The following is a 13,092-nucleotide window of genomic DNA, read 5'->3' on the forward strand; positions in this document are numbered from 1 at the left end:
CGGAATGCCGGCACTGCCGCCGCCGGTGCTGTCGGAACGTCGCAAGACCAGGCAGCTGATGGTGGGCAACGTCGGTGTCGGCAGCGAGTTCCCCGTCTCCGTCCAGTCGATGACGACGACGCTCACGTCGGACGTGAACGCGACGCTCCAGCAGATCGCTGAGCTCACCGCGGCCGGCTGTGACATCGTGCGCGTCGCCTGCCCGTCTCAGGACGACGCGGACGCGCTGCCCGCCATCGCCAGGAAGTCGCAGATCCCGGTGATCGCGGACATCCACTTCCAGCCGAAGTACGTGTTCGCCGCCATCGAGGCCGGGTGCGCCGCCGTGCGCGTCAACCCCGGCAACATCCGCAAGTTCGACGACCAGGTGAAGGAGATCGCGGCCGCCGCCAAAGACCACGGCACCCCGATCCGCATCGGCGTCAACGCGGGTTCGCTCGACCCGCGGCTGCTGCAGAAGTACGGCAAGGCGACCCCGGAGGCGCTGGCCGAGTCGGCGATGTGGGAGGCCTCGCTCTTCGCGGAGCACGACTTCCACGACATCAAGATCTCGGTCAAGCACAACGACCCGGTCGTCATGATCCGCGCCTACGAGCTGCTGGCCGAGCAGTGCGACTACCCCCTGCACCTCGGCGTGACGGAGGCCGGTCCCGCGTTCCAGGGCACCATCAAGTCGGCCGTGGCCTTCGGCGCGCTGCTGCGGCAGGGCATCGGCGACACGATCCGGGTGTCGCTGAGCGCACCGCCGGTCGAGGAGATCAAGGTCGGCCACCAGATCCTCCAGTCGCTCAACCTGCGCCCGCGCAAGCTGGAGATCGTGTCCTGCCCGTCCTGCGGCCGCGCCCAGGTCGACGTCTACACCCTCGCCGAGCAGGTCACGGCCGGTCTCGAGGGCATGGAGGTCCCCCTGCGCGTCGCCGTCATGGGCTGCGTCGTGAACGGCCCCGGCGAGGCCCGCGAGGCCGACCTGGGCGTCGCGTCGGGCAACGGCAAGGGCCAGATCTTCGTGAAGGGCAAGGTCATCAAGACCGTGCCCGAGCACGCGATCGTGGAGACGCTGATCGAGGAGGCGATGCGCCTCGCCGAGGAGATGGAGCCCGTCGAGGGCGGCACTCCGGCGGTCACGGTCGGCTGACGGCGTCTGCGAGCACCCCCAACTCATGAGCGGAATGATCATGAGTTGGGGGTACTCGCAGTGCGGTCAGTCACGATCAGGCCGCACTGTTGGCTGATCCCACACGCGCGGCAAATCTGGCACGCTGGATGACGTGCTGAGGCTGGCCGGAGCGCGCGTGCTCGACGAGCGCGACCTGATCGACGTGCGCGGGGTGCTCGACAGCGACCCCGTGGCCGCGTGCATGGTCGCGGCAAGGGTGGAGACCGCCGGTCTTGACCCGTGGCGCCTCGGGGGCGAGATGTGGGGGTCGGACGCCCGGCCGATGCGCGGCAAGGTCGACGGCCTGTGCTTCTCCGGGCCGAACCTCATCCCGCTGCGGGGCAGCCCCAGCGCCATCCGCATGTTCGCGGACCGGGCGCGCAGGAGGGGCCGCATGTGCTCCAGCCTGGTCGGACCGGCCGAGCAGGTGCTGACGCTGTGGGACGAGCTGCAGGGCGACTGGGGACCGGCCCGCGAGGTGCGCGGTGACCAGCCGCTGATGGCGCTCAGCCGGACCCCCGACGTCGCGCCGGACCCGATGGTGCGGCAGGTCAGGCCCAGCGAGCTCAACCGGTACCTGCCGGCCGCGATCGCCATGTTCATCGAAGAGGTCGGCATCGACCCGTGCGCGGAGGACGGCGGCGCGGGCTACCGGGCCCGCGTGAGCGAGCTGATCGCGGCGGGGAGGGCGTTCGCCCGGTTCGAGGGCGGCGAGGTCGTCTTCAAGGCCGAGATCGGGGCCATGTCGAAGCGGGTCGGGCAGATCCAGGGGGTCTGGGTGCGACCGGAACGGCGGGGTGAGGGGCTCGGCACCGCGGGGACGGCGGCGGTGGCCAGCCGGCTCGTGCACCACCTGGACCGCACGGCGAGCCTCTACGTCAACGGCTACAACCACGTGGCGCAGGCCGCCTACCGGCGGATCGGGTTCGAACAGGTCGGGCAGTACGCCACGGTCCTCTTCTGAAACGGGCATACTCGCGGCCGTGCGACTTCTGGCGATGACCACGGCGGTCCTGGTGGCGGTGAGCGGCTGCGGGCTGTTCGAGGACGAACCCGGCGCTCCGGAGATCACCGGCGACTTCCTGGGCAAGCTCGCCTCCGGTGACGTGCAGGGCGCGGCGAACCTGACCGACAACCCCGCCGACGCCAAGGAGACCCTGGAGAAGTTCCGCGGTGCGCTCAAGCCGGAGAAGCTGACCAGCAAGGTCGACCAGATCCGCAACAACGGCGACACGGCGGCCGAGGCGTCGGTCTCGCTCGACTGGGACCTCGGCAAGGGGCGGCACTGGTCGTACCCGACGAAGTTCGAGGTCCGGCGGGAGGGCGACGCCTGGAAGGTGCGCTGGGCCACGTCGGTGCCGCATCCCAAGCTCGCTCCACAGCAGACCGTCAAGCTCACCGAGCTCAGGCCCGACCCCGCGCCGGTGCTCGACCGCGACGGGACGCCGCTGCTCTCACCGGAACGGGTCGTGTCGGTGCTGCTGGTGCCCAAGGAGGCCGGTGACGTCGCCGCCGTCGCGAGGGCGCTGGGGGAGGCGCTGAACCCGCTCGACAAGGCGATCACCCAGCAGTCCATCACCGACGGCGCGGCCAAGACGCCGGAGGGGCAGGCCTACCAGGTCGCGGCGCTGCGGGACCCGGACTACCAGTCCGTGAAGCCGAAGATCTACGAGCTGCCCGGCGTGCGGTTCAGCTCGCAGACCTCGCTGCTCGCACCCAGCCGCACGTTCGGGTCGCAGGTGCTGCCCGCGATCCGCAAGGCCGTCGAGGACGAGATCGCGGGCCACACCGGCTTCCGCGTCGCCACGGTCAACGCGCAGGGCGCCGAGGTCGACGAGCTGCACCAGCAGGCACCCGAGCCGGCGAAGGCGATCGGCACCGCGCTGTCGCGGATCGTGCAGACCGCCGCGGAGGACGCCGTCGAGCCGCTGCAGCAGCCCACGATGCTCGTCGCGCTCCAGCCGTCCACCGGTGACGTCCTGGCCGTCGCGCAGAACGAGGCCGCCGACGCGCAGGGGGCGCTGGCGCTGACCGGCCGCTTCCCGCCGGGGTCGACGTTCAAGGCCGTGACGGCGCTCGCCGCTGTCCAGTCCGGTCAGGCCACCGCCGACACCCCGCTGCCGTGTCCCGGCAAGACCACCATCGCGGGCCGCCGGGTCGTGCCGAACTCGAACGAGTTCGAGAAGGGCACCATCCCGCTGCGCTCGGCGTTCGCGTTCTCCTGCAACACCACGTTCGCGCAGCTCGCCGTCGACATGCCGGCCGACCTGCTCACGAACACCGCGCTGTCGCTCGGCCTGGGCGTCGACTTCGACATCCAGGGCCTCACCACGATCACCGGCTCGCTGCCGCCGGCGCAGGACGTCGTGGAACGCGCGGAGGACGCGTTCGGCCAGGGCAAGGTGCTGGCCTCGCCGTTCGGCATGGCGCTGGTGTCCGCGTCCATCGTGAAGGGGTCCATGCCGACGCCGCAGCTGGTGCGCGGCAAGGAGACGAAGGCCGACAAGCAACCCGCCCCGCCCACGGCGCTCGACCCGGTGCGGCAGATGATGCGCGAGGTCGTCGACTACGGCACCGCACCACAGCTCAAGCCGTACGGGGACGTGCGGGGCAAGACCGGTACCGCCCAGTTCGGCGACGGCGTGCACTCACACGGGTGGTTCATGGGGTACCGGGGTGATCTCGCGTTCGCGACCCTGGTGCTCAGCGGGGAGACCTCCACCCCGGCGGTGGACGTCGCTGCGCGGTTCCTCAAGGCTGTGCCGTGATGAGCCCTGACGACCTCTCCGCGCTGCGGGAACGCCTGCTCCACGCGGAACGGCTGTGGCCGCACGCGCAGGACCAGGTCCGAGGCGGTTCCGTCGTCGCCCAGTAGGGTGGAGACCATGGCTGTTCGTGCTCCGCTGCAACCCGGTGTGCAATCTCCACGTCGTCCGGTGCCGTCGCGCATCGTTCGCCCCGAGTACGTCGACAAGCCCGCGCCGACGCGCGGCAACGACCCGTGGGTGCAGACGCCGGAGATCATCGAGGCCATGCGGGTCGCGGGCCGTCTCGCCGCCCAGGCGCTGCAGGAGGCCGGCAAGGTCGTCGTCCCCGGCGTCACGACGGACGAGATCGACGCGGTGGCGCACGAGTTCCTGTGCGACAACGGCGCGTACCCCTCGACGCTGGGCTACCGGGGCTTCCCGAAGTCGTGCTGCACCTCGCTGAACGAGGTCATCTGCCACGGCATCCCGGACTCGACGGTGGTCGAGGACGGCGACATCGTGAACATCGACGTGACGGCGTTCATCGGCGGCGTGCACGGCGACACGAACGCGACCTTCCTCGCGGGCGACGTCTCCGAGGAGGCCAAGCTGCTCGTCGAGCGCACGCACGAGGCGACCATGCGCGCGATCAAGGCCGTGAAGCCGGGCCGGGAGATCAACGTCATCGGCCGCGTCATCGAGGCGTACGCGAACCGCTTCGGCTACGGCGTGGTCCGCGACTTCACCGGCCACGGCATCGGCCGCGACTTCCACAGCGGCCTCGTGGTGCTGCACTACGACGAGCCGTCGATGAAGACCGTGCTCGAACCGGGCATGACGTTCACGATCGAGCCGATGATCACGCTCGGCGGCTTCGAGCACGACATGTGGGACGACGGCTGGACCGTCACCACCCAGGACAAGAGCTGGACCGCCCAGTTCGAGCACACCATCGTCGTCACCGAGACCGGCTCGGAGATCCTCACAGTCTGCTGAGGACGGCCTTGAGCGCGGCCGCGACCGCCGAGGGCGACGTCGCGGCCGCCAGGTGGTGCGACTCGACGCGCTCGACCGGCCAGCCGAGCTTCTCGGCCGCGTCCGCCGCGTCCTCGTAGACCGCCGACAGCAGCACGTACCCGCACGGTCCGTCCCACTCCACGACCGGCCGCTGCTCCTTCAGGAACTCCCACGCCACCTCGGGCGCCTCGTCACGCATCTCCCCGCGCAGCTCAGCGGGCACCAGCGTCAGCGGGTCGGTGTCGAACCAGCGGTCCCAGCGGGGCAGCTTGCCGTCGCGCACCGACGCCTTGACCTGGCTGACCAGCGCCGGGTCGACGGTGTCGCGCCACGCCCTGCCCGGCGTCGGCAGGTCGGAGTCGAGGAACACCAGGCCCGCCACCTCGGTCTCCAGCGCGTCGGCGAACCCCGGCAGCAACGGACCTGCGCCGCTGTGCCCGACCAGCACCAGCGGTCCGGCGACACCCGAGTCCTCCAGCGCGTCCGCGAACGCGCCGATCAGCCGCTGGTGCACCGGGGCCTCGTTCACCGTCATCTGCAGGTCCACCAGGAGCACCGCCACCCCGTCTGAGGCCAGTTCGTCGGCGAGCGGACGCATGCTCGACGGGCCTAGGAAAGGGCTGTGCATGAGCACGACGGTGACCATGCCCGTGATGATGGCAGCATTGGCGTCCATGCGGGGTGCGATGTTGATCTGTGGGACGACCTCGGACGCGGGCAAGAGCGTCCTGGTCGCCGGACTGTGCCGGTTCCTGGCGCGGCAGGGTGTCGACGTCGTGCCGTTCAAGGCGCAGAACATGTCCAACAACTCGTTCGTCACGCTCGACGGCGGCGAGATCGGCCGTGCGCAGGCGGTGCAGGCGCGGGCGGCGTTCAAGGAGCCGAGCGTGCGCTTCAACCCCGTGCTGCTCAAGCCGGGCAGCGACCGCACGTCCCAGGTGGTGGTGCTCGGCGAGGCGCGGGGCGAGGTCTCGGCGCTGAGCTACCGCGAGCGCAAGCAGGAGCTGCTCGGCACCGTGCTGTCTACTTTGGACGGACTGCGGCGCGACCACGAGGTCGTGGTCTGCGAGGGGGCCGGTTCACCGGCCGAGATCAACCTGCGCCGCAACGACATCGCGAACATGGGCCTGGCCACCCGCGCCGGACTGCCCGTGCTCGTCGTCGGTGACATCGACCGCGGCGGTGTCCTCGCTCACCTCTTCGGCACGGTGGCGGTGCTGGACGCGGCGGACCAGGCGCTGGTCGCGGGGTTCGTGGTGAACAAGTTCCGCGGCGACCCGCGCCTGCTCGAACCCGGGCTGCACCAGCTCCGCCACCTCACCGGGCGGCCGGTGCTGGGCGTGCTGCCGTGGCGGGAGGAGCTGTGGCTCGACGCGGAGGACTCGCTGTCCTACACCGCGGACGGCGTGATCGGCCGGCCGCTGCCACCGGTGCGCGACTGGCTGCGGGTCGCGGTGGTCAGGCTGCCGCGCATCTCGAACGCCACCGACGTCGAGGCGCTGGCCTGCGAACCCGGTGTGTCCGTGCGGTTCGTCACCGAGCCGTCCCGGCTGGCGGACGCGGACCTGGTGGTGCTGCCCGGTTCCAAGGCGACCGTGTCGGACCTGCGCTGGTTGCGGGAAACGGGCCTGGCCGAGGCGGTCTCGCGGTTCGACGGCCCGGTCCTCGGCATCTGCGGCGGGTTCCAGATGCTGTCCCGGCGCATCGAGGACGACGTCGAGTCCGGTGACGGTGCGGTCGACGGGCTCGGCCTGCTCGACGTCGACGTCCGCTTCGCCGCGCGCAAGACCCTGGCCAGGCCGTCGGACGTGGCGTGGGGCGAGCCGGTCACGGGCTACGAGATCCACCACGGCCAGGTCGTGCGCAGCGGGGAACGCCCGCTCGTCGGTGACGAGGGCGCCGAGACCGACCGCGTCCTGGGCACGCACTGGCACGGCCTGCTGGAGAACGACGGGTTCCGCCGCCGGTTCCTGCGGTGGGCGGCGGACCGGTCGGGGCGCGACTTCGTGCCGGGCGAGGTGAGCTTCCAGGCCGCCCGCGAGGCCCAGCTCGACCTGCTGGGCGACCTGGTCGCCGACCACCTCGACACGAAGGCCGTCACCGACCTGCTGGAACGAGGGGTTCCGGCGGGACTGCCGTTCGTGCCGCCCGGCGCCCCACCAGCTGCGGGATAGCGAGCCCCGCCAGCACCAGCCCACCGGCCGCCGCGCGGACGGCCGTCAGGTCCTCGCCCAGGAACGCCCACGCCGAGAACATCCCGAACACCGGCACCAGCAACGAGAACGGCGCGACGACGGACGACTCGTAGCGGCGCAGCAGGAACCCCCAGATCCCGAACCCGAGCAGCGTCGAGACCCACGCGACGTACCCGATCGCGCCCACGCCCGCCCAGTCCATGCGGCCCAGCGCGCTCATGTCCTCGGTGAGCGCCGACAGCGCGAACAGCGGCAGCACCGCCACCGCGCTCACCCACACCATGAACCGCAACGTGTCCGCGGGCCGCGCGTAGCGCATCAGCACGTTGGACACGCCCCAGCACGCCGCGGCCGCGATCACCAGCACGAACCCGAGCAGCGGTGACGACAGCCCGTAGTCCCACGCGATGATCCCCATGCCCGCCACCGCGAGCGCGATGCCGGTGATCTGCACGGGCCTGGGCCGCTCGCGCAGCACGACCGCCGCGAACACCGCGGTGAAGATCACCTGGCTCTGCAGCACCAGGCTCGACAACCCGCCGGGCATGCCCGCGTGCAGGCCGATGAACAGGAAGCTGAACTTCGCGACGCCGAGCACAAGCCCGACCGCCACCACCCACTTCCACGCGACGCTCGGCCGGCCCACGAAGAAGATCGCCGGCACCGCCGCGGCGAGGAAGCGCAGCGCGGAGAACAGGATCGGCGGGAACTCGTCGAGACCCACCTTGAGCACGACGAAGTTGAAGCCCCAGATGGCGGCGACCAGCACGGCGAGCAGGACGTGGCGTGGGTTCACGCTGCCCAGCGTGCGCCGCACGACTGTTTAGCACCAGTTCCAAGCCGTGGGGTATTGGGTTTAGCATCGCTACATGCTCGATCTCGGACGCCTGCGGGCCCTGCACGCCGTCGCGACCTACGGGACCGTCGGCGAGGCCGCCGACGTGCTCGGCTACACGCCGTCCGCGGTCTCCCAGCAGATCGCGAAGCTCGAACGCGAGACGCGCACGACGTTGCTCGAACGGCGTGGCCGCGGGGTGGCGCTGACGGACGCCGCGCTGCTGCTGGCCGACACGGCCGGGCAGGTGCTGAAGCTCGTCGAAGAGGCCGAGGTGGCGCTGGAGGAGCACCGCGGTGCCGCGGTCGGCCGGCTGTGCATCGGCGCGTTCGCCACGGCGGCGCGCGGGGTGCTGCCGGACGTCCTGGTCGGTCTCGCCGAGCAGCACCCCGCGCTGGACGTGCGGATGAAGGAGATCGACCCGCCGCTCGCGACCGAGGCCGTGGCACGCGGAGAGCTCGACCTGGCGGTCGTGCACGACTGGGAGAACACGCCGCTTCCGGTGCCGGACTCGTTGTCGCGGGTGGCGCTGTGCGAAGACCTCGCCGAGGTGCTGGTGCCGGCGTCGAACCCGTTGGCGGACAAGGAGTTCCTGGAGCCCGCCGACCTGGCGGGCGAGCGGTGGATGTGCCAGCCGGAGGGGGCGATCTGCTTCGACTGGCTGGTGCGGACGTTCCACGGCGCGGGCATCGAACCGGAGCTGGCCTACCGGGTCAGCGAGTACCAGACGCAGTTCGCGTTGCTGAGCAAGGGGATCGGGGTCGCGCTGATCCCGCGGCTGGGCAGGGGGGTCGTGCCGGAGAACGTGCGGGCGGTTCCGATGCGGCCCGCCCCCACCCGCACGCTCTACGCGATCTGGCGCACGCAGGCCTCGCGCCGCCCGGCGATCACCGCGGCGCTCGACGTGCTCAGGCAGGTTGCCGCTGCTCGATGACGTGCTCCTTCCCTGGCGCCATCACCTTCAGCACCGCCTTCGCCTCCCGCTCCACGCCGGCCAGGTCCTTCTTGGTGGTCCTGAAGTACGGCTCGATCGTCAGCGTCGCGGTGTCCCTGGTCTCCACCACGTTCCACGTGCCGCGCAGGAACCCGTCGACCAGGAACGTCGGCGGGAACACCCCGTTGCGCACCGCGCCCCAGCGGGAGCGGGCCTCCTCGCTCATGATCCGGGTGCGGTCGGCGTGGCCCAGCAGGACGTTGTCGAACGCGGGCAGCAGCCGGGCGGGCGCGGGGGTGTCGGCGGGGACGATCACGCCGTCCGGCACGTCGTAGAGGACCTTGCCGTCCTCGTTCTCGTACTCCACGAGGTCGAGGCCGGCGGCGTGCGCCTTGAGCCCGATCAGCCGCGACCACGCCTGCACGTCCGCGAGCGTCGCCGGGCCGAACGCGCGCAGGTAGCGCTTGATCAGCTCGGGCACGTCGGCCGACGAGGGCAGCTCCCGGCCCAGCCAGGTGGCCATCGCGACGTTCTGCGGCACCCCGCCGACGCCCCAGATGCCGCGCGGGGGCACCTGGACCATCGGCACCAGCATCTGCGCCTGGGTGGACAGCTCACGCGCCCTGGCCTCGGGGAAGTGCTCCTCCAGGTGGGCACCGATCTCCGCGACCGTGCGCGGTTCGGTGTCGATGTACTCGCGGGTGATGCGGGCCAGCTTCTCGAGGTCGATCTCGACGCGGGTGGCGGGCGGCATCACGATCTTCGCCCACTTGTTCAGCTCCGGCTGCAACGCCGTGCGCATGAGGTGGACGTCATCCGCCGAGATCAGGTGCAATGTGCCGCGCCACAACGTCATCCGCACCAGCGAGCGGTCGATGATGAGCTTGCTCAGCGCGTCGACCCTGTACGGCTTGAGCCGGGTCCACAGGGCGAGGTAGGGCGGGATCGGGGCCTGGGCCTGCAGTCCGCCGAGGTGCTCGACGGCGGCCACGATCGGCATGTCGGTGCGTTCCAGCAGCAGCTGCCGCTGGAGCAGCGTCCGGTTGAGCGTGCGGTTCGAAAGAGTGGTCACAGTGAGCCGAAGAACTTCCTGATGTCTTGGACCAGCAGGTCCGGTTCCTCCATCGCGGCGAAGTGCCCGCCGCGGTCGAACTCGGTCCAGTGCACGATCGTCGGGATCATCTTCTCCGCGAGCGACCGCACCGGCCGGCTGATGTCGTGAGGGAAGACGGCCACGCCGGTCGGCACCGTGGTGGGTTGCTGGTTGCCCCAGGACGCGGCCTGCTCCTTGTAGAGGGCGGCGGAGCTGCCGGCCGTGCGGGAGAACCAGTAGAGCGAGACGTTCGTGAGGACGTGGTCGCGCGCGACGGCGCTCTCGGGCGTGCCGTCGTTGTCGGTCCAGTCGTGGAACTTCTCGGCGATCCACGCCAGCTGGCCGACGGGGGAGTCGGTCAGGCCGTAGGCCAGCGTCCGCGGGCGGGTGCGCTGCTGGTGCATGTAGCCGGAGAGCTCCTTCTGGTAGTGGTCGAGCGACTCCAGCGCCCCGAGCTCCTCCGGTGAGAGGTCGTTGACGCCCTGCGGCCGGAAGGTCTGCAGCATGTTCACGTGCACGCCGACGACCTGCTCGGGGAAGACGCGGCCGATCTCCTGCGCGATGCCGGAGCCCCAGTCGCCGCCCTGGGTGCCGTAGCGGTCGTAGCCGAGGCCCTCCATGAGCTTCGCGAACGCCCACGAGATGCGCAGCACGTTCCAGCCGGGCTTCTTCACCGGCCCGGAGCAGCCGAAGCCGGGGATGGAGGGGATGACCAGGTGGAAGTCCCGCGAGAGCGGCTCGATGACGTCCAGGAACTCGACGAACGAGCCGGGCCAGCCGTGCACCAGCAGCAGCGGCAGCGCGTCCGGGTTCTGCGAGCGGACGTGCAGGAAGTGGATGCGCTGCCCGCTGATCTCCGTCGTGAACTGCGGGTGGGCGTTGATCCGCGCCTCCTGCGCACGCCAGTCGAACCCGTCGGCCCAGTAGTCGGCGAGCGGTCGCAGGTAGCTCAGCGGGATGCCGTAGGACCAGCCGACGCCCGGCAGGTCGTCCTCCGGCCAGCGGGTGTTCGCCAGCCGGGAGCGGAGGTCGTCGACCTCGGCCTGCGGGATCTCGAGTCGGAACGGCGCGATCTCCATGGCCCCCACGCTATGAGCTCGTGCGGACAGGTGCTGTCCGCGTTCAGCAGAACTTCTCGATCAGCTCCTCGAAGAACCCGCCCGCCTCGATCGCCGCCTTCTCCTGGTCGCCGTCGCGGACCGCGTGCAGCAGCCCGGTGTGCGACACCTGGTCACGACCGGGCTGGCTGGTGTCCACAGAGGCCGCCACCGAAGCTTTGACCGCCTCGGTCAAGCCCTGGTAGAGCTCGGCTAGAAGCGTGTTGTGCGAGCACCGCACGAGCAGCACGTGGAACGCGGTGTCGTGCTCGACGACCTCCGCCCACTCCTGCGCCTCCATCGCCGCGTCGCGCCGGCGCAGCTGCTCGGTGAGCTGTGCCAGCTCGGCGTCGGTGCGGTGCTTGGCGGCCAGTCGGGCGCCCTCGACCTCCAGCGTCCTGCGGACCTGGAGGACCTCCTTCAGCTCCGTTCCGCACATCCGGCGCACGGCGCCGGAGATCTCGCTGGTGGCGCGGACGAACGTGCCGTCGCCCTGCCGCACCTCCAGCAGGCCTGCGTGCGACAGCGCCCGCACGGCCTCGCGAACCGTGTTCCGACCCACCCCGAGCGCCGTGACCAGCTCGGGCTCGGGCGGGATGCGCTGCCCGACGGGCCATTCGCCGCTGGTGATCGCACCTCTCATCTGCTCGATCACCTGGTCGACGAGGCCCGTCCGTCGGGTAGTGGCCAACGGCACAGCGTCATCCTTTCATCCGAACATCCCATGTCTGCGATAGTGGTGCGCGTGACGATCCAGCAGACGACTAGTGCCGCACAGACTGCCACCGATCGGGGTCGCAGGGTGACGGTCGTCAAGAATCGTCACGTTCCGCTGGTCGGGTCCACGCTCCTCGCGGTCGGGGTCGCCCTCGCGGCGGCGAATCTCCGCCCAGCGGTCACCAGTCTGGCCTCGGTACTCGGCGACGTCCGCGCCGCCCTCGGCGTTTCCGCCGCGTGGACCAGCGCGCTGACGGCCGTTCCGGCGCTGTGCTTCGGCTTCGCGGCGTTCGCGGCGCCGTGGCTCAGCCGCCGCCTCGGCATGGCCCGCGCGATCGGGCTGTCACTGGGGGTGCTCACGCTCGGCCTGGTGCTGCGCGTGGTCGACGGCCCGTGGGTCGTGCTGGGTGGCACCTTCATCGCGTGCGCGGGCATCGCGGTCTCCAACGTGCTGATCCCCGTGGTGGTGAAGGCGTCGTTCCCGGACCGCGTCGGCCTGATCACCGGCGTGTACACCGGAACGCTCGCCGCGGGTGCCGCACTCGCCGCGGCGCTCACGCCCCGGCTGGAGGACCTCCTCGGCTCGTGGCGCCTCGCGGTCGGCTCGTGGGCGCTGCTGTCGCTGGGCGCGGTGCTCGTCTGGTCCGCCGCGGCCCGGCACGGTTCCTCCGCCACGGTCGTGAAGCCGGCGACCCCGGCGGAGAAGCGCTCGTTGCTGCGCAGCCCGCTCGCGTGGGTCATCACCGTGTTCTTCGGCCTGCAGTCGCTGTTCGCCTACACCGTCATGGGCTGGCTGCCCGCGATGCTCGTCGACGCCGGCGTGGACCGGAACACCGCCGGCCTGCTGCTCGCGGTCTCGATGCTGCTGAGCGTGCCGGTGAGCCTGTTCGTGCCGCCGATCGCCGCCCGGTTCTCCAGCCAGGGCCCGATGGTGCTGGTGCTGGGCGTGCTGTCGTTCGCGGGAATCCTCGGGATGCTCGTGGCACCGGCCGCCGCCCCCGGCCTGTGGATGGTGCTGATCGGGTTCGGCATGGGCATGTTCCCGTTGGCGCTGCTGATGATGTCGCTGCGCACGAAGTCAACGACGGACACCGCGCGGCTGTCGGCGATGGCCCAGAGCCTCGGCTACCTCATCGCGGCCTCCGGGCCGTTCGCGTTCGGCCTGCTGCGCGACGCCACGGGGTCGTGGACGGTGTCGCTGGTGCTGCAGCTCGTCCTGCTCGCCGCGCTGACGGCGCTCGGCTGGGTCGCCGGCCGTCCCCGTTACGTCTAGCTTCGGTCAGGAATCGAGAAGCACGGCG

Annotated in this window: 12 protein-coding genes; 7 read left to right on the plus strand and 5 right to left on the minus strand. The window is 71.0% G+C overall.

The features are described 5' to 3' along the window. Window positions 1–4: 4 nt before the first annotated feature. From ispG to map, 4 genes are all read left to right on the plus strand, one after another. Window positions 5–1,135, plus strand: a complete 1,131-nt coding sequence (ispG, locus tag ACZ7CD_RS10535; RefSeq protein WP_360391496.1) for a flavodoxin-dependent (E)-4-hydroxy-3-methylbut-2-enyl-diphosphate synthase — start codon at window positions 5–7, stop codon at window positions 1,133–1,135. 133 nt (window positions 1,136–1,268) lie between these two features. Further along, window positions 1,269–2,120 (plus strand): GNAT family N-acetyltransferase, encoded by an 852-nt coding sequence (locus tag ACZ7CD_RS10540; protein WP_360390888.1) that lies wholly within the window; start codon window positions 1,269–1,271, stop codon window positions 2,118–2,120. 19 nt (window positions 2,121–2,139) lie between these two features. Next, window positions 2,140–3,924 carry a penicillin-binding transpeptidase domain-containing protein gene (locus ACZ7CD_RS10545; RefSeq protein WP_360390886.1) on the plus strand — a complete coding sequence of 595 codons (1,785 nt, stop codon included), beginning with the start codon at window positions 2,140–2,142 and terminating at the stop codon, window positions 3,922–3,924. Window positions 3,925–4,041: 117 nt separating this feature from the next. Continuing rightward, window positions 4,042–4,899 (plus strand): type I methionyl aminopeptidase, encoded by an 858-nt coding sequence (gene map / locus ACZ7CD_RS10550; protein WP_360390883.1) that lies wholly within the window; start codon window positions 4,042–4,044, stop codon window positions 4,897–4,899. Here the strand turns inward: map and ACZ7CD_RS10555 are convergent. Next, window positions 4,886–5,566: an alpha/beta fold hydrolase gene (locus ACZ7CD_RS10555; protein WP_470378786.1), complete on the minus strand. Its 681-nt coding sequence runs from the start codon at window positions 5,564–5,566 to the stop codon at window positions 4,886–4,888. The genes map and ACZ7CD_RS10555 overlap by 14 nt on opposite strands. Window positions 5,567–5,594: 28 nt before the next feature. On the opposite strand from ACZ7CD_RS10555, the gene ACZ7CD_RS10560 reads away from it, so the two are divergent. Further along, window positions 5,595–7,094, plus strand: a complete 1,500-nt coding sequence (locus ACZ7CD_RS10560; protein WP_458434328.1) for a cobyric acid synthase — start codon at window positions 5,595–5,597, stop codon at window positions 7,092–7,094. Here the strand turns inward: ACZ7CD_RS10560 and ACZ7CD_RS10565 are convergent. Next, complete coding sequence (locus ACZ7CD_RS10565; RefSeq protein WP_470378787.1) at window positions 7,018–7,911, minus strand: EamA family transporter; 894 nt, start codon at window positions 7,909–7,911, stop codon at window positions 7,018–7,020. The genes ACZ7CD_RS10560 and ACZ7CD_RS10565 overlap by 77 nt on opposite strands. A 73-nt stretch (window positions 7,912–7,984) precedes the next feature. Here ACZ7CD_RS10565 and ACZ7CD_RS10570 point away from each other — a divergent pair, with 73 nt between their 5' ends. After that, on the plus strand, window positions 7,985–8,884 hold the full coding sequence (locus ACZ7CD_RS10570) for a LysR family transcriptional regulator (RefSeq protein ID WP_360390876.1): 900 nt from the start codon (window positions 7,985–7,987) through the stop codon (window positions 8,882–8,884). On the opposite strand, the gene ACZ7CD_RS10575 is transcribed toward ACZ7CD_RS10570, so the two are convergent. The 3 genes from ACZ7CD_RS10575 to ACZ7CD_RS10585 are packed head-to-tail and all read right to left on the minus strand — an operon-like array spanning window position 8,859 to window position 11,771. Further along, the gene (locus ACZ7CD_RS10575) at window positions 8,859–9,956 is read right to left on the minus strand and encodes a winged helix DNA-binding domain-containing protein (protein ID WP_470370757.1); all 1,098 of its coding nucleotides are present in this window, start codon (window positions 9,954–9,956) and stop codon (window positions 8,859–8,861) included. The two genes, ACZ7CD_RS10570 and ACZ7CD_RS10575, sit on opposite strands and share 26 nt — an antisense overlap. Beyond that, window positions 9,953–11,056: an epoxide hydrolase family protein gene (locus ACZ7CD_RS10580; protein ID WP_360390870.1), complete on the minus strand. Its 1,104-nt coding sequence runs from the start codon at window positions 11,054–11,056 to the stop codon at window positions 9,953–9,955. Before ACZ7CD_RS10580 ends, ACZ7CD_RS10575 begins: the two co-directional genes overlap by 4 nt. Before the next feature lie 43 nt (window positions 11,057–11,099). Then, a complete protein-coding gene (locus ACZ7CD_RS10585; protein WP_470370756.1) occupies window positions 11,100–11,771 on the minus strand; it encodes a FadR/GntR family transcriptional regulator in 672 nt (223 codons plus the stop codon). A 105-nt stretch (window positions 11,772–11,876) separates the two neighbouring features. Here ACZ7CD_RS10585 and ACZ7CD_RS10590 point away from each other — a divergent pair, with 105 nt between their 5' ends. Beyond that, window positions 11,877–13,064, plus strand: coding sequence for an MFS transporter (locus ACZ7CD_RS10590; protein WP_470378788.1), 1,188 nt, complete (start codon window positions 11,877–11,879; stop codon window positions 13,062–13,064). Window positions 13,065–13,092 lie beyond the last annotated feature (28 nt).

The organism is Lentzea sp. NPDC036949 (genome assembly GCF_055608075.1).